This window comes from Planotetraspora sp. A-T 1434, from assembly GCF_025420585.1.
Taxonomy (GTDB): Bacteria; Actinomycetota; Actinomycetes; order Streptosporangiales; family Streptosporangiaceae; genus JAOEGB01.
Map to the genome: position 1 here is coordinate 141,493 of NZ_JAOEGB010000018.1, position 17,829 is coordinate 159,321.

Sequence of the window (17,829 nt, forward strand, 5' to 3'; positions counted from 1 at the left end):
TTGTATTTCTTCCCCATTGCTCAGGAAAAGCGGAACGCTGATACTGGCAACCATGCCTTCGCTCGCAGCGGGCCTGCCACCGAAGTTCGACGCCCGTGAACCGGCCGTGCTCGCCGACCCGTACCCCACGTACCGAGACCTGCGGGCAGCCGGGCCGCTGTGCCGGATGGGCCCGGCCAGCTACGGCGTCACCCGGTACGACGACGTCGCGGCGCTGCTGCGCGATCCCCGGCTAGGCAGCGAGTTTCCCGAGCAGTACCACCGGATGTCGGCGGGGGACGGTCCAGCCGGACGGTTCTTCAGCCGGATCATCCTCTACCGGGACCCACCGGCGCACACCCGGCTGCGCCGCCTGATCGGCAAGGCGTTCAGCCCGTCCCTGGTCCGGCGGACCAGGCCGCGCATCGAGCGCATGGTGGACGCGCTGCTCGACCCGGCGGCCGAGCGCGGCGCGTTCGACGCCGTCACCGATCTCGCGTTCCCGCTGCCGGTGATGGTGGTGTGCGCGCTGATGGGCATCCCCGAGTCGGACGACGCGCTGATCAGGCCGCTCGCCCTCGACCTGAGCCGGGCTTTCGCCGCGATCGTGGCCGAACCCGACCGGGCGGCCGCCGACGTCGCCGTCGAGGAACTCCGCGCGTACCTCGGGGACATGCTGGCGCGGCGGCGCGCCGACCCCGGCGACGACCTGCTGTCGCTGCTGCTCGCGGCCGAGGAGGACGGCGCCCGCCTGAGCCACGACGAGATCGTGGACAACGCCGTCTTCGCGTTCTTCGCGGGTTTCGAGACCACCACGAACCTGATCTCGACCGGCTGCGCGGCCCTGCTCGACCATCCTGATCAGCAGAAGCTCCTTCGCGACGATCCTGATCTCACCCCCGGGGCCGTGGAGGAGTTCCTGCGCTACGACTCCCCCATCCAGGGCGTGGCCCGGCTCGTGCGCGAGGACGTCGAGGTGGGAGGCCGCGCGATCCGCGCGGGCCGGGTGCTGGTCCTGCTGATCGGGAGCGCCAACCGCGACCCCGCCCGGTTCGGCGATCCCGACGGCCTGCGTGTCGACCGGTCGCCCAACCCGCATCTGGCCTTCGGCGGCGGCACCCATCTCTGCCTGGGCGCCAACCTGGCGCGGGTGGAGGCCGACGTCGCGTTCCGCGCGCTGCTCCGCCGGTTCGGCCCGCTGTCGCCCGGTGCCCCGCCCGTGCGGGAGACCGGGGGCACGCTGCGGTCGTACGCGTCGGTCCCGGTGACGGCGGACCCACGCTGATGCCTCTTCCGCCCCGATTCGACGTCCTCGACCCGGCCGTGATCGCCGACCCGTACCCGGTGTACCGCGAATTGCGGGCGGGCGGGCGGCTGTGCCGGGTCAGCCCCGCGAGCTGGGGGGTCACCCGGCACGCCGACGTGGCCGCGCTGCTGCGCGACCGGCGGCTGGGCAACGAGTTCCCGCGCGAGGATCCGCAGTTCCAGATGGACGCCAACCTGGCCGGCGAGGTGTTCGGCCGGATCATCCCGACCATGTCCGTGGCCGACCACAGCCGCGTGCACACGGTCGTGGTGCGCGCCTTCAGCCCGGGGACGGCCCGGCGGATGCGCGAGCGGATCGGCCTCCTCGCCGACGAGTTGCTGGAACCCGGCCTCGACACCGGCGAACTCGACGCGGTCGCCGGGCTGGCGTTCCCGCTGGCGCTGAGCGTGGTGTGCGAGCTGATCGGCATCCCCGGCGGCGCGCGGGCCGAGATCTGGCCCAGGTCGGCCGCTCTCGGCAAGGCGTTCACTCCGTTCCTGCCCGAGGGCGACCGGGCAGAGGCGGACACCGCGCTCGCGTGGCTGCGCGCGTATGTGGAGGACCTGCTCGACACGCGCCGCCCCGACCCCGGCGGCGACCTGCTCGCGCGGCTGCTGCACGCCGGCGGCGAACGCGAGGAGATCGTCGACAACGTGGTGTTCCTGTGTTTCACCGGCTACGAGACCACGATGAACATGGTCAGCACCGGCTGCGCCGCCCTGGCCCGGCAGCCGGAGGAGTGGCGCCGGCTGCGCGACCAGCCCGGGCTGGCCACGACGGCCGCCGAGGAGTTCGTCCGGTTCGACGCGCCGATCCAGTACACGGCCCGGCTGGCACTCGAACCGATCGAGATCGGCGACCGCGTGATCCGGCCCGGCCGGACCGTGCTGCTGCTGCTCGGCTGCGCCAATCACGACGAGGCGGTGTTCGGCCGTCCCGAACGCGTCGACATCGGCCGCACCCCCAACCCGCACGTGGGTTTCGGCGGCGGCGTCCGCGGCTGCCTGGGGGCCGCGCTCGCCCGGGTCGAGGGCGGCGAGGTCTTCCGGCGGCTCGCCGCGCGATTCTCGCGCCTGGAACCGGCCGGCGAGCCGGTCCGGCTCCCGAGTGCCCTGTTCCGCGCGTACGCGACGATCCCGCTCGCGGTCAAGCCGTGATCGGCGCCCTGCTGCCGGACAAGGTCGCGACCGCGTGGCTCGACGACTTCACTCTCGCCGGCCTCCCGCTGCCGGAGGAGAGCGCGGCCCCGCCGGACCGGCGCCCACCGGGGTCGTCGCGTTCTCTGGAGTTCCGGGCCGGGCGGCACTGCGCGCGGACGGCGCTGACCCGGCTCGGGGTCGGCCCCGTCCCGGTGCCACGCGGTCCCGACCGGGCCCCGCGCTGGCCGGAGGGCGTGGTGGGCTCGATCACGCACTGCCGCGGCTACTGCGCGGCGGCCGTGGCCCGCTCCTCCGCGTTCACCGCGATCGGCATCGACGCGGAGCCCAACGAGCCCCTGCCCAGCGTGGTCCTGCGCCGGATCGCGCTCCCCGCCGAGCTCCGCGCCCTTCCCACGGGGGGCGCCTGGGGCCGCCTGCTGTTCTCCGCGAAGGAGAGCGTCTACAAGGTGTGGGCGCCCGCAACCGGCAGGTGGCTCGGCTTCGACGAGGCCGAGGTCTGGTTCGACCCGCCCGCCGGACGGTTCGAGGCCGCTGTGCTCGTGCCGCCGTTTCCCACTTATTCGGGGCGGTTCCTGGTGTCGCCAGGGCTGGCGTTGACCGCGATAGCCGTACAGGAGGTTGAGAAGGATGAGCCTGATCGGGCAGCCGGTGCGGCGGGTGGAGGATCGGCGGTTACTGACCTCGGGGGGAACGTATACGGCTGATCTCGCGGTGCCCGGGTGCCTGCACCTGGTGCTGGTGCGGTCGGCGCGGGCGCACGCCCGGGTGAGCGTCGGCACGGCCCGCGCGGCGGCGCTCGACGGGGTGGTCACGGTGCTGACCGGCGACGACGTGGACGTGCCGCCGGTGCCGCCCGAGGTCGGGACGATCAACCAGGCCATGCCGCAGCCGCTGCTGGCCGGGCAGGTCGTCCGCTACGTGGGGGAGCCGGTCGCGGCCGTGGTCGCCACCACCGCGGCGGTCGCGGCGGACGCCGCGGCGCTGGTCGAGGTCGGCTACGAGGACCTGCCGGTCGTGGTCGACCCGGCCGAGTCGGCCGGCGGCGGAGTCCTCCTGCACCCGGACGCGGGGACGAACGTCGCGCTCAAGCTGACCTTCGCGCGGCCGCCCGGGCGGGCCGACATCTTCGCCGGCTGCGAGGTCGTGGTCAGCCTGCGCATGGTCAACCAGCGGCTGTCGGCCGCGCCGCTCGAAACGCGGGGCGGGGTGGCGCGCTGGGACGACGGACGCCTGACCTACCGGGCGGGGGGCCAGGCGGCGCATCTGTGGCGGGAGAAGCTGGCCGCCACGCTGGGTGTCGCCGAGGAGTCGGTACGCGTCGTGACCCCGGACGTCGGCGGCGCCTTCGGGGCGAAGGCGTTCCCGGGCCTTGAGGACATCCTCACCGCCTGGACCGCCCGGCGGCTCGGCCGGCCCGTGCGGTGGGCCGAGACCAGAAGCGAGAACCTGGTGGCGGGCGGGCACGGCCGGGCCCAGGTGCAGGAGGCCACGCTCGGGGGGACGCGGGACGGGCGGTTGCTGGCCTACGAGTTGAACGTGCTGCAGGACGTCGGCGCGTACCCGAGGATCGCGGCGGTCCTGCCGTTCTGGACGCGCACCATGCTGACCGGTCCCTACCGGATCGCCAAGGCCAGGTTCACCGCGCAGTGCGTGGTGACCAACACCGCGCCGGTCGGGTCCTACCGTGGGGCGGGCCAGCCGGAGGCGGTCGCGGCGCTGGAGCGGATGGTCGACAGGTTCGCCGCCGAGATCGGCTGCGACCCGGCCGAGCTGCGGCGGCGCAACCTGATCGACGAGTTCCCGCACACGGCGCTGACCAGGGCCGCCTACGACAGCGGCGACTACCACGCGCTGCTCGACCGGCTGCTGGCCGCCTCCGGATACGCCGGGCTGCGCGCCGAGCAGGCCAGGCGCCGGGAGAGTGGCCACCCCCTGCAACTCGGCGTGGGCCTGTCGGTCTTCGCCGAGATGACCGGCGCGGACGCCCGTCCCGAGCACGCCACCGCCGCCTGGGACGGCACGCGTTTCGAGGTGTGGGCCGGCACCGGCTGCACCGGGCAGGGCCACGAGACCGCCTGGGCCATGCTCGCCGCCGACGTCCTCGGCGTCCCGGTCGACATGGTGGACGTACGGCAGGGCGACACGGACGCGCTCGCGGCCGGAGGCGGCACCGGCGGCTCCCGTTCGCTGCAGACCGGCGGCCTGGCCGTCCGCGAGGCCGCGCTCGCCCTCCTGGACCGCGCCCGCGAGCATCTGCCGTGGGCGGATGTGCCTCCTATGCGGGCGGAAGCCACCTACACCCCCTCCGGAGGGACCTGCTCCTCGGGAGCTCATCTCGCGGTGGTCGAGGTGGACACCGAAACCGGACGGGTGCACGTCCGCAGGATCGTCGCCGTGGATGACGCGGGCACGATTCTCAACCCACTGCTCGCGGAGGGGCAGATCCACGGCGGGCTGGCGCAGGGGGTCGGGCAGGCCCTCACCGAGGAGGTCTCCTACGCCGGCGACGGGCGGCCGCTCCACCCCACACTTGCCCACTACGGCTTCATCACCGCCGCCGAGCTGCCGTCCTTCGAAACCGTCACCCTGGAGACCCCGGCCCCGGGCAACCCGCTGGGGGTGAAGGGGCTCGGCGAGTCGGGCGCGGTGGGCGTGCCACCCGCCGTGCAGAACGCCGTGGTGGACGCCCTGGCCCACCTCGGCGTACGGCACCTGGACATGCCCGCGACCCCGGAGAAGGTCTGGCGCTCACTCGAAGCGGGCACGTAACGCGGGTTTGTCCACCTTCCCCACTCCGGTGTACGGCAGCGCGTCCACGAACCTGACGTTGTCGGGACGTTTGTAGCCGGCGAGGCCGCGCTCGGTCAGAAAGTCCCGGAGTTCGGCCGGCGTGGGCTGTTCACCCGGCGCGGCGACGACCACGGCGCAGGTCTTCTCGCCCAGCGTCGGGTCGGGGACCGCGATCACGGCGACGTCCTTCACGGCGGGGTGGGCCAGCAGGTGCTCCTCGACCTCGGCCGCGGGAACCTTCTCACCGCCCCGGTTGACCACGTCCTTGATCCGGCCCTCGACCACGAGTTCCCCTCCGGGCGTGCGCCTGACCAGGTCGCCGGTGCGCAGGAACCCGTCGGGCGTGAACGCTCGCGCGTTGTGGTCCGGCGCGCGGTAGTAGCCGCGCAGCGTGCACGGGCCCTGGACGATCAGCTCGCCGACCGCTCCATCGGGGACGTCCCGGTCGTCGTCGTCGACGATCCTCAGCTCGTCGTCGGGGCACAGCGGGGTGCCCTGCGTCCGCACGGGCAGCTCGGGCGGGTCGCCGGGCCGGGTGAAGCAGAGCACGCCCTCGGCCATGCCGAACCAGTGGGTGAGGGTCGCTCCCAGCTCGGGGCGCACGCGTTCGGCGACGTGGGGAGGGAGTTGCGCGCCACCGACCTCGATGGTCAGGCCGGACAGGTCGGTCTCGTACAGCTCGGCCAGCTCCATCCACAGCGGCAGGAACGCGGGCATCAGCGTGGTCAGCGTCACCCCCTCACGGGCGATCAGCGGGAACACCTCGTCGGGACTCGGGCTCGACGCCAGCACGGCGGTGCCGCCCGCGCGCAGCGCGCCCAGCACGCCGGGGCAGCCGAGGGCGGCGTTGTGCGCGGCGGGCAGCGCGGCCAGGTAGACCCCGTCCGCGCCGAACCCCATGGCCTCGGCCGTGGCGCGGAGCTGGAACGCGTAGTCGTCGTGGGTCCTGGGGATCAGCTTCGGCAGGCCGGTCGTGCCCCCGGACAGCAGGAAGAACGCGGCGTCGCCGGGGTCGGGTGCGGGCAGGTCCCGCGGCTCGCCGGTGACCTCCTCAAACGGCGTGTACGGCCCGGCGTCTCCGATGACGAGCACCTGCTTCAGGTGCGGCGTGCCGACCTCGGCCGCCAGTTCCCGGAAGTCGAAGCCGCCGATCGCGTCGGGGCAGATGTAGGCGACGGCCTCGGTGTGCTCGCACAGATAGCCGATCTCGCTGCGCCGGTGCGCGGGCAGCGCGAGCACGGGCGGCGCGCCGAGCCGGAACAGGGACAGGCACGTCACCACGAACTCGATCGAATTCGGCAGCTGCACGACGACCCGGTCCCCGGCCCGCACGCCGAGATCGGCGAGCCCGGCGGCGAGCCGGTCGGCCCAGGCGTCGAGCTGCCCGTAGGTGTACCGGCCGCCGGCGGTCACGACCGCGGTCCTGGCGGGGTCGGCGCCACGGGTGAGGTCGCCGAGCACCTCGCCTCGCCAGTACCCCTTCGCGCGGTAGCGCTGCGCCAGATTCTCGGGCCAGGGGACACATCCGGGCAGCATCAGGCCTCCAAAAGAGAAGAGATACAAGCTAGTGTCTCTCCTGAATTCAAACACAAGATACGAGTAAGGGTCAGATGCCTCCCCGTATCGACATCCAGGCGATCACCGAACTGACCGAACTGGCCGACTACATCGTCCCCTTCACGTTGCGGGTCGTCTGCGACCTCGGCGTGGCCGACCACTTGGCCACGGGTCCCCGTACGGCCGGCGAACTCGCGGCGGCGGTCGGCGCGCACCCGGGTGCGCTCACCCGCGCGCTGCGCGCCCTCAGCTCGCGCGGGATCTTCGCGGAGACCGATCCCGGGGTCTTCACGCTGACCCCGCTGGCCGAGCCGCTGCGCACCGGCCACCCGCTGTCGTTGCGCGCCGCCTATCCCCTGCTGCCCGCCGACATCCACGCCCTCGGACAGCTCACCACCGCGCTGCGCACCGGCCGTCCCGCCTACGGCGCGGCCTACTGGGACCATCTCGCAGCCGACCCGGCACAGAGCCTCGCCGTGGACCGGTGGATGGCCGGCCTCAACGGCATCCACCTGCGCACGGTCATGCCCGCCTACGACTGGTCGGCGGTCACGACGGTGGTCGACGTGGGCGGCGGCAACGGCGCGTTCCTCGCCGGGCTGCTGGCCCGCTTCCCCGGCCTGCGCGGCGTGCTGTTCGACCTTCCCCATGTGGTGCGGCACGCGGTGGACGGCGGCGACCGCCTCCAGGTGGTCGCCGGCAGCTTCTTCGACACCGTGCCGCCCGGCGGCGACCTGTACGTCCTGAAGACCGTCCTGCCCGGCTGGGACGACGAGCATGCGGAGAGGATCCTCCGCAACGTCAGGACGGCCGGCGCGCGGGTGCTCCTGCTTGAGGCCGTCATCGCCCAGGGTGACGGCTCCGACGTGGCGAAACTCGTCGACGTGCACACCCTCGCCGTGACCGGCGGACGGCACCGCGACAGCGCGGAACTCGCGGACCTGCTGGACCGCGCCGGATTCAGACTGACGCGGATCACCCCTACGGCCACGCTCACGCTCGTGGAAGGAGAACCAGTATGACGGGACGTCCCCGGGTGGACATCGAGTCGGTGTTCCGGCTGACGGAACTGGCTGACTACATCATCCCCTTCACCATCCGCGCCGTCTGCGACCTCGGAGTCGCCGACCACCTGACCGAGGGGCCCCGCACGGTGGAGGACCTGGCGGCCGCCACCGGGTCACACGCGCCCTCGCTGCATCGGGCGCTGCGAGCCCTGGCGTCCAAGGGGATCTTCACGGAGACCGCTCCCGGCCTGTTCGACCTGACGCCGCGCGCCCAGCCGCTGCGCTCCGACCATCCGGTCTCGCTGCGAGACGCCTACCCGTTGCTCATCCCCGACGTGGAGGCGTGGGCCAGGTTCGACCACAGCATCCGCACCGGCGAGGCGGCCTTCGACCAGGTCTACGGCGAGGACTACTGGTCGTACATGGCCGCGAACCCGGAGGACAGCGCCGCGTTCGACGCCTCCCAGCAGGCGGCGACCCGGCTGGAGCTGCGCACGAGCCTGCCCGCCTACGACTGGAAGGCGTTCAAGACGCTGGTCGACGTGGGAGGCGGCAACGGCGCGTTCCTCGGCGGCATCCTGGCCCGGTTCCCCAGTCTGCACGGGACGATCTTCGACCTGCCGCACGTGGTCACCGGGGCGCCCAAGCGGCTGGCCGAGTACGGCGTGACCGAGCGCTGCGCGTGTGTCGGCGGCAGCTTCCTGACCGACCCGGTGCCCGCCGGCGCCGACGCCTACCTGCTGAAGCGGATCCTCTACGGGTGGGACGACGAGCGGGCCGTGGTGCTGCTGCGCGCGGTCGCCACCGCCATGCGCCCTGACAGCCGCCTGCTCATCCTGGAGCCGGTGGTACGGCCCGGCAACCACTTCGACGTGGGCAAACTCTACGACCTGCTGCTGCTGTGCATGGTCGGGGGCGGCGCGCGGACCGAAGAGCACATCTGCGAGTTGCTGGAGCGGGCCGGGCTCCGGCTTGAGCGGACCGTGCCCACGATGATGTTCCCGATCCTGGAGGTCGTGCGATGCGCGTGAGCCTGGACAGGAAGGTGTGCGAGGGCCACTCCGTCTGCGTCGGCCTGGTCCCCGAGTTGTTCGACGTGTCGGACGACGACGACCGGGTCATGCTGGTGGCGGGCGACGAGGTGCCCGCCGGGCTGGAGACCCGCGTGCTGTCGGCCGTCGCCCGCTGCCCGAAACAGGTCCTGTCCGTCGCCGATTAGAGGCGCCGGCTAGAAGGTGTTCGGGTCCACCTGTTCGCCCGCGAGCAGCGCCCCGACCGTGGCGTAGAAGTCCCTGCCGTTGACGAAATGCTGGGTCGCGGTGTGGATGTCACGGAGGCGGCGCTGCAGCGGGGAGGACTCGTAGGCCGAGGCGCCGCCCGCGAGGGCGTGGGCGGTGTCCACGGCGGCGGTCGCGAACCCGGTGACCCGGGCGGCGGCGGCGCGCAGGCAGGCCCGGTCGAGCGGTTCCGCGGCCCGCCCGGCGGAGACGATCGCCCAGGCAGTCGCGGCTTCCTGGTGGAGCAGCGCGCGGGCGGCGCGCAGCGTCACGTACGCGTCGCCGAGGCGGTCCTGGAAGACCTGCGACGCGCCGAGCGGGGTGCGGCTGAACGCGCGCCTGCGTCCGTCCGCGGCGAGCTGGGCGATCTCGTCGAGCGCGCCCTGGGCGATGCCAAGCCCCACGGCGGCGATCAGCAGCCCGGCCTGGGCGATGGAGAAGATGGCCCGCCGGTCGCCGGGTTCGTCGCCACGCAGGCTGAAGCTGCGCCAGCCGGGGCAGTCGAGCGCGCCGGCACGCACGTCGTGGCTGGCCGTGCCCCGCAGGCCCAGCACGTGCCAGGTGTCCTGGATGGTCAGGTCGGCGGCCGGGACCAGGACGATCCTGGTCTGCGGCGTGCCGTCCGGCAGCACGCGCGGGGTGCGCCCGTCGAGGACCACGCAGTTGAGATAGACCCAGCTCGCCTGCGGGCAGCCGGTCACGTACGGCCACTGGCCGGTGACCTTCCAGCCGTCGCCGGTGGCCGACGCGCGGCCCTTCGGGGCGACCGCTCCCGCGCCGAGCACGTCGGGCCCGCCGGCGTAGACCTCCTGCTGGGCGCGTTCGGGGAAGCAGGCGAAGACGAGCTGCGCGAGCGTGATCTGCCCGACCAGCCAGCCGGTGGACCCGTCGGCCCGGGCGAGTTCCTCAAGGACCCGGAGGGCGTCGGGCAGCGGGAGGCCGTCGCCGCCGTGCCGTACGGGGACCATCATGCGCAGGCATCCCGCGGCGGCGAGCTGGTCGATCAGGGCGGCGGGGACCTGGCGGGCGCGTTCGGTCTCGTCCGCGGTCTTGGCGATCACAGCGGCCAGCGCGGTCGTCCGGGACAGTGTCTCGTTCACCGCTCCGGATGATACCGGTCAGCGACATCCGCCGTAAGTTCTTGTATCTAGTAAGTTGATCCGATAGACGTTGTATATCGCATTTGGCATCCGTTGGGGGGGACATGCAGGCTCAGGACGCCCTGCTGGGCTGGATCTCGGACCCCGACCCCTCGCACGGCATCCGGTTCGCCGACCCCGGAGGCGGCTGGGATCTGTGGCCCTATCCCCGGCTGGCCGCGCTGGCCCGGTCGGTGGCCGCGGCGCTGCGGGAGCGGTCGGTCGGGCCGGGCGACGTCGTGTCGATCGTCCAGCACTCCGGGCCGCACTTCGTCGGCACGCTGTTCGGCGCGATGCTCGCCGGCGCCACGCCCTCGCCGATCGCCCCACCTCAGGCGTTCGGCGACCGCGCCGCATACCAGGCGCATCTGACGGGTCTGCTGGCCACCGCCAAACCGGCCCTGCTCGTCACCGACCTGGCCGTGGCAGAATCCCTGGCCGGCCAGGCCGGCACGATCCCGCTGCTGCCGGTGGAGAAGATGACGGCCTCCTCGCCCGGCGAGCCGTCATTCGAACCGGCCATGGGCGAGCTCGCGCTGCTGCAGTTCACCTCCGGGTCGAGCGGTCCCGCCGGGGCCGTCGAGATCCCGTACTCCGCGCTCGCCGCGAACGTGGCCTCGATCCGCGCCTGGCTGCGGATGACCCCGGACGACGCGACCGCCTCCTGGCTGCCCGTCCACCACGACATGGGACTGATCGGGTGCCTGATCACGCCCATCGTCAACGGGAGCGACCTGTGGCTGATGCGCCCTGAGGACTTCGTCCGCGACCCGGCGCGCTATCTGCGCTGTTTCGGCGAATCCGGCGCCGTGCTGACGTCGATGCCCAACTTCGGGCTCGGGTACGTCGCCCGCCGGGTCACGCCGGAGAAGCTGCGCGGCATGGACTTCTCCGCGCTCCGCACGGTGATCGTCGGGGCGGAACGCGTCGACGACGCCGCGCTGGAGCGCTTCTGCGCCCTGCTCGGCCCGTACGGTCTGGACCGGCGCGCCCTGCAGCCCGCGTACGGCCTGGCCGAGGCGACGCTCGCGGTCACCGGGCTCGACCCGGACGAGGAGTGGACGACCCTGCGCGTACGCCCCCGGTCGCTGCGCGTCGGCGGCCGGATCGAGCGCGACGGAACCGAGCTCGAAGGAGCCGACCTCCAGCCGATCACCGGCTGCGGTCGTCCGCTCCCGGGCGTCCAGGTGACCATCGAGGACGACGACGGGCGCGCGCTGGGCGAGGACGAGGTCGGGGAGATCGTCGTCCGGGGCCCCAACGTGGCCAGGGGCCACGAGGACGGGCTGCGCACGGCCGACGCCGGGTTCGTCCATGACGGGCAGCTCTACGTGATAGGGCGGCTCGGCGACAGCCTGAAGCTGCGCGGGCGCGCGCTGTTCGCCGAGGACCTGGAGCTGGCGCTGAGCCAGGCCGGGGTGCCGCCGCTGCGGATGGCGGCCCTTCTCGGTCACCGCTCGGGAGTGCCCACCGTGGCCGTCGTCTTCGAGCAGGCGCGGGCCGAGTGGCTGGCGGCCGCCGGACCGCTGCTGCGCCGCCGCGCCGAAGGAGCCGAGGTGGTGTTCTTCGACGCGCCACGCGGCTCGATCGCCCGCACCTCAAGCGGCAAACCCAAGCGCCGACGCCTGTGGCGCGACTTCGCCGAGGACCGCCTTCCCGGAACCGTTATAGCTGAGGAGATCTCATGACCGAGTCCACGACCGTCCGATCAGAGCAGGAGATCCGCGACTACGTCGCCGAGATCGTCGGCGAGCTCGCCCCCAACCCCGACGGCGTCGCCGTCGACGGCGCGTCGCGGCTCGTCGAGGACCTCGGCTACCACTCGCTGGCGCTGCTGGAGCTGGCGTTCACGCTGGAGGACGAGTTCGACCTGCCCCCGATCGACGAGGCCACGGCGCGTCTGATCACCACGGTGGAGTCGGTGGCGGGACACGTCGTCAACGTGCTCGGCGAACGCGGAGACGTGGCGGCCGCGTGACGGCGTCCTCCCGGGCGCTGAGCGTCCGGCTGTTCACGGCCATGCTGCACACGCAGGAGTTGCTGGCCTGCTATCTCGGGGTGCGGCTCGGGCTGTACGAGGCCCTGGCGAAGGCGCCCGCGACCCCGGACGAACTCGCCGCGCGGGCCGGGATCGCCCCCCGGTACGCCAGAGAATGGCTGGAGCAGCAGGCCGTCGCCGGGTTCCTCAACGTGGAGGACGCCCTCGCCGGTGACCGGTCACGCTGCTACGCGTTGCCACCCGAGCACGCCGTCGTTCTCCTGTCGTCCGGCAGCCCGCTGTCGATGGTGTCGCTGACGACCCTTCCGCTGGGCGGGGTCGCGGCGGCCCTGCCGAGCCTGCTGGAGGCGTACCGGACCGGTGAGGGCGTCCCGGACGACATCTACGGCGACGACTGGCGGGCGGGGCACTCGGGGGCCAACCGGGCGCTGTTCACCCATTTCCTGCCCGGCTGGCTCACCTCGGTGCTGCCGTCGCTGCACGCCCGGCTGAGTTCCGCGCCCGCGCTGATCGCGGACGTCGGGTGCGGGGCGGGGTGGGCGGCCATCGCGCTGGCGTCCGCGTATCCGCTGGCGACCGTACACGGATTCGATCTGGACGAGCCGATCCTGGCCGACGCGGAGCGCAACGCGGCGGAGGCGGGGGTGTCGTCCCGCGTCACGTTCGAGGCGGCGGACGCCGCGACCGTCTCAGGCTCCTACGATCTGGTCTGCGTGTTCGACACGCTGCACGAGATGAGCCGTCCCGTGCCGGTCCTTTCGGCCTGCCGCGCGCTGCGCGCCGAGGACGGGGTGGCGCTCGTGCTGGACGCCCGCGTCGCGCCGCGGTTCACGGCCCCGGGCGACGAGATCGAGCGGTTCCAGTACGGCACGAGCGTGCTGCACTGCCTGCCGGCATGCCTGGCCGGGGAGGACTCGGCGGGCACGGGGACCGTGATGCGGCCGGACACGGTCCGCCGCTACGCGCGGGCCGCCGGCTTCGCCGACGCCCGCGAGCTGCCGATCGGCGACCGCTTCCACCGCCTCTACGAGCTGGTGTAACGCTGCCGCAGGGTGACCTGCGCGGGGTCGTAGGCGGTGCGGAACAGGCCGCGCCGCTGCAGCTCGGGGATCAGCAGGTCGCAGATGTCGTCGATGCCCTGCGTGGTCGGGCACGGGATCAGGTTGAACCCGTCCACGCCGGCGACGCTCTGCCACTCCTCCATCCGGTCGGCCACCTCCTCGACCGTGCCGAACAGCGTCACGGGGCTGTTGCGCCGGGGCCGCCGGGCCGTGGACACGAGGTAGCGCACGTCGTCCACCGTCCACTCGCGCTCGGGGCCGAGGCGCTTGAGGAAGCCGACGAAGCTGTGGCTCCCCTTCGAGGCGATCTCCGACACGGGCGTCTCGCCGGGGAACGCGGCCAGGTCGAAGTCCATCCAGCCGCACCACTTGGCGAGCTGGCCCTCGCCGTCCCACAGCTTCACGTACTCCTCGGCGCGGCGGCGCGCCTCCTGCCGGGTCTCGCCGACCATCACCATCGACCCCTGCAGGATCTTTATCGATCGCGGGTCGCGGCCCAGCTCGGCCGCCCGCCGGCGCAGCGCGGCGACCTGCGGCGCGCCCCCGGCCGGGTCGGGCAGGGTCAGGAAGACGACCTCGGCGTGCTGGGCCGCGAAGGTCAGCCCGCGCGCCGACGCGCCCGCCTGGTACAGCACGGGGGTGCGCTGCGGCGACGGCTCGCACTGGTGCGGCCCGCGCACCTCGAACCAGCGCCCCTTGTGCCCGATCTCCCGCACCCGGTCCGGGTCGGTAAAGGTGCCGCTGTCCGGGTCGCGCACCACCGCGTCGTCGTCCCAGCTGTCCTCCCACAGTGCCCGCACGACCTGGAGGTATTCATCGGCGCGGTCGTAGCGGTCGTCGTGGTCGAGATACTCGCCGAGCCCGTTGAGCGTGGCCGAGCTGAGATAGGACGTGACGATGTTCCACGCGATCCGGCCACCGGTCAGGTGGTCCAGGGAGCTGAACAGCCGCGCGCACTCGTACGGCGGGTGGTAGGTGGTCGAATACGTCACCGCGAACCCGAGATGCTCGGTTACCGCCGCGGCGGCCGGGATGACCAGCACCGGATCGATCGACGGGATCTGCACCGCGTGCCGCACGGCCGGGGCCCACGAGCCCTCGTAGACGTCGTAGACGCCGTGCACGTCGGCGAAGAACAGCGCGTCCACGCAGGCCAGCTCCAGCTTCCTGGCAAGGCTCACCCAGTAGGTCAGCGACCGGTAGCCGGTGGCCGTCCGATCGGCCTGGTGCCGCCAAAAACCCTTGAACTGAGGGGACGGGGAGCACTGCGTGAACACGTTGATGTGCATGCTCTCGACGCTATCCCAAAACCGTCGTTTCTCGTATCTTGTAACCAGTATTTTTCGCTGTGAACGGGAGGGTTCATGCCGGTACGGCCCCGCGTCGACATCCAGGCGGTCACCGAGCTGACGGAGTTGGCCGACTACATCGTCCCGTTCGCCATCCGGGTCATGTGCGACATGAGCGTGGCCGACCAGCTCGTGGACGGCCCGCGCCCCGTCGAGGAGATCGCCGCGGCCACCGGAGCGCACGCGCCAACCCTGCTCCGCGCCATGCGGGCCCTCGCGGGCCGGGGCGTCTTCACCGAACTCGACCCCGGCACGTTCGCGCTCACTCCGCTGGCCGAGCCGCTCCGCTCGGACCACCCGTTCTCGGTCCGCGAGTGCTTCCCGCTGATGCCTCCGGACGTCACGTCGTGGGCGCGGCTCACCGGCGCCATCCGCACCGGCCGCACGGCCTTCGACGACCTGTACGGCATGGGCTACTACGACTGGTGCGCGGACCATCCGTATGAGTGCGACCGGTTCGAGCGGTCGGCGGAGAGCGTTAACCCGCTGGTCCTCCGGACCGTGGTCCCGGCCGTGGACTGGTCGGGCATCACGACATTGGTGGACGTGGGCGGCGGGCACGGTACGTTCGTGGCGGGAGTGCTCCGGCGCAACCCGGCGATGTCGGCGATCCTGTTCGACCTGCCGCACGTGGCCGAGCGCGCCCCGGCCGTCCTGGCGGAGGCGGGCGTCGCCGACCGGTGCGAGGTGCGCGGCGGCGACTTCTTCTCCGGCGCCATACCTCCGGGCGCCGACGCGTACCTGATGAAGACGATCCTGCACGACTGGCCGGACGAGCGGGCGTCCGCGATCCTGCGCGCCGTACGGGCCGCGATGCGGGAAGACAGCCGCCTGCTGGTGATCGAGTCGGTACGGACGCCGGGCGACGGCTGGGACGTCGGCAAGGTCATGGACGTCAAGGCGCTGGCGCTGTTCGGCGGGCACACGCGCACCGAGGAGGAGTTCGCCGGGCTGTTCGCCGGGGCGGGTCTGCGGCTGGCGTCGGTCACCCTTACGCCGACCATGTCCGTCATCGAAGGGGCCGCCATCGAGGGGTCCGTCATCGAGGGGTCCGTCATCGAGGGTGCTGCGCTGTGACGCTCCGCCTCGACGGCCGCACCCACCTGAACCTCACGGTCACCGACATCGAGCGCAGCACCGAGTGGTACTGCAAGGTGTTCCAGATGATCCAGGTCAACGACGTGATCCCGCCCGAGTCCGGATTCCGGTTCGTGACCCTCGTCCACCCGGGGTCGTTCGCGTCGGTGGTGCTGGGCCGTCCGTTGGCCGGCATCGACGGCGACGTCTTCGACGAGTCACGGGTCGGGCTGCACCACTTCGCCTACCACGTCCCCGATCGGGACGACCTGGACCTGTGGGCCGCCCACCTCACGGAGGCCGGGGTCGAGCACAGCGGCGTGACCACGTCGGCGCACGAGGCCGGGTCGCAGATCTGGCTCCGCGACCCGGACCGCATCTGGCTGGAGATCTACTGGGTCAACCGGGACTTCTTCATCCGCCGCCTGCGCGACCGCTGGCGGACCGGGGAGCTACGCCGGTAGCTCCTCGTCGCTCCGCGCGACCAGGAGGTCGCCCAGGACCAGCAGGTCGAGTTCCTTGCCGCGGACGAAGGTGGCCACCGCGTCCGCGGCGCTGTTCACAATGGGCTCGTCGGACAGGTTGAACGACGTGTTGATCACCGCCGGGACGCCGGTGAGCCGCCGGAACTCCTCGATGAGCGCCCAGTAGGCCGGGTTGGTGTCACGATGGACGGACTGCGGCCGGGCCGAGCCGTCCACGTGGGTGACGGCCGGGACGCGCAGCCGCACGTCGGGCCGCACCCGGGAGGCGGCCAGCATGAACCTGGCCGGATCGCCGACCTGTCCCTCGATGAGTTCGCCCAGGTGCTCGGCGAGGATGCTGGGCGCGACCGGCCGCCACATCTCCCGCCCCTTGACCACGTTCAGCCGTTCGAGGCTGCGCCGGTCCCTCGGATCCGCGAGGATGCTGCGCGCCCCGAGGGCCCGCTGCCCGATCTCCCCGCGACCGCGCGCCCACGCCACCAGCTTCCCCTCGGCGATCCGCGCGGCGGCGAAGGCGATCAGCCCGTCCTCCCCCGGTTCCCGGTACGGGAGGCCGGCGGCGGACGCCGCCACCCGCGCCTCCTCGGTGGTCAGGTCGCCGGACCAGTACGCGTGGTCGACGGCGGTCGGAGTGAACGGGTCCTGCTCCTGCGCGACGACCAGAGCCGCGCCCAGCGACACCCCGGCGTCGGTCGGCACCGGCGGCACGTACACGCGCTCGAACATCCCGCTGTCGACCAGCTTGCCGATCATCGTGCAGTTCATCGCGACGCCGCCGGCCAGCACCAGCACCGGCAGCCCCGTCTCGGCGCGCGCGTGCTCGGCCATCGAGAGCACCGCCTCCTCCAGGGCCTCCTGGACGCTGGCCGCGAAGTCCGCGTAGGCGACGGGCTCCTCACCGGTCCGCTCGGCGTACGGGAAGAACTGGGCGAACGCCGGTTTCACGGCGGCCGACACGACCGGGTAGTACGCGGTGAGCGGTCCCGTGATGCCGACCTTGACCGGCCCGGCCGGGGGCTCACCGGTCAGCTCGTAGCCGCCGTCGGCCGCGCGCAGCGGCATGCCCGGCCATGGCCGGCCGTAGGCGGCGAGCCCCATGAGTTTGCCGGTGCCCCAGTAGCCGAGACCGGCCCATTCGGCGGCGGCGTTGTAGAAGAAGCCGAGTGACTGGTCGACCGCCCATTCGCGAGTGAGCGTGATCCGGCCGTCCCGGGCGACTCCGAGCGAGCTGGCCTGGGTCTCCCCCGCACCGTCGACGACGATGACGGCCGCCTCGTCGACGCCCGCGCTGAAGTAGGCGCTGGCCGCGTGCGCGACGTGGTGCGCGATCCACCGGACCGGGGGGAGGGTCAGGTCGTCGTGGCCGGGGAAGAGCATGGCGCGCAGGCCCTCGGGGGTGAACCGCTTGTTCCGGCCGAGCGGCAGATCGCGGAAGTCCCAGCCGATGGCGATCGCGTCGAGGTCGTGCGGGGTGATGCCCTCGATGGCGAGGCAGGCGGCGATGGCCTCGACGGGCGGCTGCCCGACCGCGTGCTTGCGCCGGCTCAGCCGTTCCTGCTCGAACAGCGCGCGCAGCGCGCCGTCGCGCAGCAGCGCGGCCGACGAATCGTGGAACCCGATGTTGATCCCCAGGACGTACATCC

16 protein-coding genes are annotated in these 17,829 nt (G+C 72.7%); 12 read left to right on the top strand and 4 right to left on the bottom strand.

Annotation, left to right across the window (positions count from 1 at the left end; all coding sequences use genetic code 11):
* The first annotated feature begins 52 nt into the window (after nucleotides 1–52).
* The 4 genes from N5079_RS23350 to N5079_RS23365 are packed head-to-tail and all read left to right on the top strand — an operon-like array spanning nucleotide 53 to nucleotide 5,214.
* Entirely contained in the window at nucleotides 53–1,264 is a 1,212-nt protein-coding gene (locus tag N5079_RS23350; RefSeq protein WP_261586120.1) for a cytochrome P450, read from the top strand.
* The gene (locus N5079_RS23355; RefSeq protein WP_261586121.1) at nucleotides 1,264–2,442 is read left to right on the top strand and encodes a cytochrome P450; all 1,179 of its coding nucleotides are present in this window, start codon (nucleotides 1,264–1,266) and stop codon (nucleotides 2,440–2,442) included. The genes N5079_RS23350 and N5079_RS23355 overlap by 1 nt, the downstream gene beginning before the upstream one ends.
* Nucleotides 2,439–3,149 (top strand): 4'-phosphopantetheinyl transferase, encoded by a 711-nt coding sequence (locus N5079_RS23360; protein ID WP_261586122.1) that lies wholly within the window; start codon nucleotides 2,439–2,441, stop codon nucleotides 3,147–3,149. The genes N5079_RS23355 and N5079_RS23360 overlap by 4 nt, the downstream gene beginning before the upstream one ends.
* The gene (locus N5079_RS23365; protein ID WP_261586123.1) at nucleotides 3,073–5,214 is read left to right on the top strand and encodes a xanthine dehydrogenase family protein molybdopterin-binding subunit; all 2,142 of its coding nucleotides are present in this window, start codon (nucleotides 3,073–3,075) and stop codon (nucleotides 5,212–5,214) included. Before N5079_RS23360 ends, N5079_RS23365 begins: the two co-directional genes overlap by 77 nt.
* Here N5079_RS23365 and N5079_RS23370 read toward each other — a convergent pair.
* Nucleotides 5,194–6,771: a (2,3-dihydroxybenzoyl)adenylate synthase gene (locus N5079_RS23370; RefSeq protein WP_261586124.1), complete on the bottom strand. Its 1,578-nt coding sequence runs from the start codon at nucleotides 6,769–6,771 to the stop codon at nucleotides 5,194–5,196. The genes N5079_RS23365 and N5079_RS23370 overlap by 21 nt on opposite strands.
* Before the next feature lie 74 nt (nucleotides 6,772–6,845).
* Between N5079_RS23370 and N5079_RS23375 the strand changes: the two genes are divergently transcribed.
* From N5079_RS23375 to N5079_RS23385, 3 genes are read left to right on the top strand one after another with little or no spacing between them, the layout of a single operon-like run.
* Nucleotides 6,846–7,814, top strand: a complete 969-nt coding sequence (locus tag N5079_RS23375; protein ID WP_261586125.1) for an acetylserotonin O-methyltransferase — start codon at nucleotides 6,846–6,848, stop codon at nucleotides 7,812–7,814.
* On the top strand, nucleotides 7,811–8,830 hold the full coding sequence (locus N5079_RS23380) for a methyltransferase (protein WP_261586126.1): 1,020 nt from the start codon (nucleotides 7,811–7,813) through the stop codon (nucleotides 8,828–8,830). The genes N5079_RS23375 and N5079_RS23380 overlap by 4 nt, the downstream gene beginning before the upstream one ends.
* Nucleotides 8,821–9,018: a ferredoxin gene (locus tag N5079_RS23385; protein ID WP_261586127.1), complete on the top strand. Its 198-nt coding sequence runs from the start codon at nucleotides 8,821–8,823 to the stop codon at nucleotides 9,016–9,018. The genes N5079_RS23380 and N5079_RS23385 overlap by 10 nt, the downstream gene beginning before the upstream one ends.
* 9 nt (nucleotides 9,019–9,027) lie before the next feature.
* Here N5079_RS23385 and N5079_RS23390 read toward each other — a convergent pair whose 3' ends face one another.
* Nucleotides 9,028–10,176: an acyl-CoA dehydrogenase family protein gene (locus tag N5079_RS23390; protein WP_261586128.1), complete on the bottom strand. Its 1,149-nt coding sequence runs from the start codon at nucleotides 10,174–10,176 to the stop codon at nucleotides 9,028–9,030.
* 104 nt (nucleotides 10,177–10,280) lie between these two features.
* Between N5079_RS23390 and N5079_RS23395 the strand changes: the two genes are divergently transcribed.
* From N5079_RS23395 to N5079_RS23405, 3 genes are read left to right on the top strand one after another with little or no spacing between them, the layout of a single operon-like run.
* Entirely contained in the window at nucleotides 10,281–11,903 is a 1,623-nt protein-coding gene (locus N5079_RS23395) for an AMP-binding protein (RefSeq protein WP_261586129.1), read from the top strand.
* The gene (locus N5079_RS23400) at nucleotides 11,900–12,193 is read left to right on the top strand and encodes an acyl carrier protein (protein WP_261586130.1); all 294 of its coding nucleotides are present in this window, start codon (nucleotides 11,900–11,902) and stop codon (nucleotides 12,191–12,193) included. The genes N5079_RS23395 and N5079_RS23400 overlap by 4 nt, the downstream gene beginning before the upstream one ends.
* The gene (locus N5079_RS23405) at nucleotides 12,190–13,254 is read left to right on the top strand and encodes a class I SAM-dependent methyltransferase (RefSeq protein WP_261586131.1); all 1,065 of its coding nucleotides are present in this window, start codon (nucleotides 12,190–12,192) and stop codon (nucleotides 13,252–13,254) included. The genes N5079_RS23400 and N5079_RS23405 overlap by 4 nt, the downstream gene beginning before the upstream one ends.
* Here the strand turns inward: N5079_RS23405 and N5079_RS23410 are convergent.
* Nucleotides 13,239–14,564: an LLM class flavin-dependent oxidoreductase gene (locus N5079_RS23410; RefSeq protein ID WP_261586132.1), complete on the bottom strand. Its 1,326-nt coding sequence runs from the start codon at nucleotides 14,562–14,564 to the stop codon at nucleotides 13,239–13,241. The two genes, N5079_RS23405 and N5079_RS23410, sit on opposite strands and share 16 nt — an antisense overlap.
* A gap of 75 nt (nucleotides 14,565–14,639) precedes the next feature.
* Between N5079_RS23410 and N5079_RS23415 the strand changes: the two genes are divergently transcribed.
* A complete protein-coding gene (locus N5079_RS23415; RefSeq protein ID WP_261586133.1) occupies nucleotides 14,640–15,701 on the top strand; it encodes a methyltransferase in 1,062 nt (353 codons plus the stop codon).
* Complete coding sequence (locus N5079_RS23420; RefSeq protein ID WP_261586134.1) at nucleotides 15,698–16,165, top strand: VOC family protein; 468 nt, start codon at nucleotides 15,698–15,700, stop codon at nucleotides 16,163–16,165. Before N5079_RS23415 ends, N5079_RS23420 begins: the two co-directional genes overlap by 4 nt.
* On the opposite strand, the gene N5079_RS23425 is transcribed toward N5079_RS23420, so the two are convergent.
* Nucleotides 16,154–17,827, bottom strand: coding sequence for a carbamoyltransferase (locus N5079_RS23425; RefSeq protein WP_261586135.1), 1,674 nt, complete (start codon nucleotides 17,825–17,827; stop codon nucleotides 16,154–16,156). The genes N5079_RS23420 and N5079_RS23425 overlap by 12 nt on opposite strands.
* Between the last annotated feature and the right edge of the window lie 2 nt (nucleotides 17,828–17,829).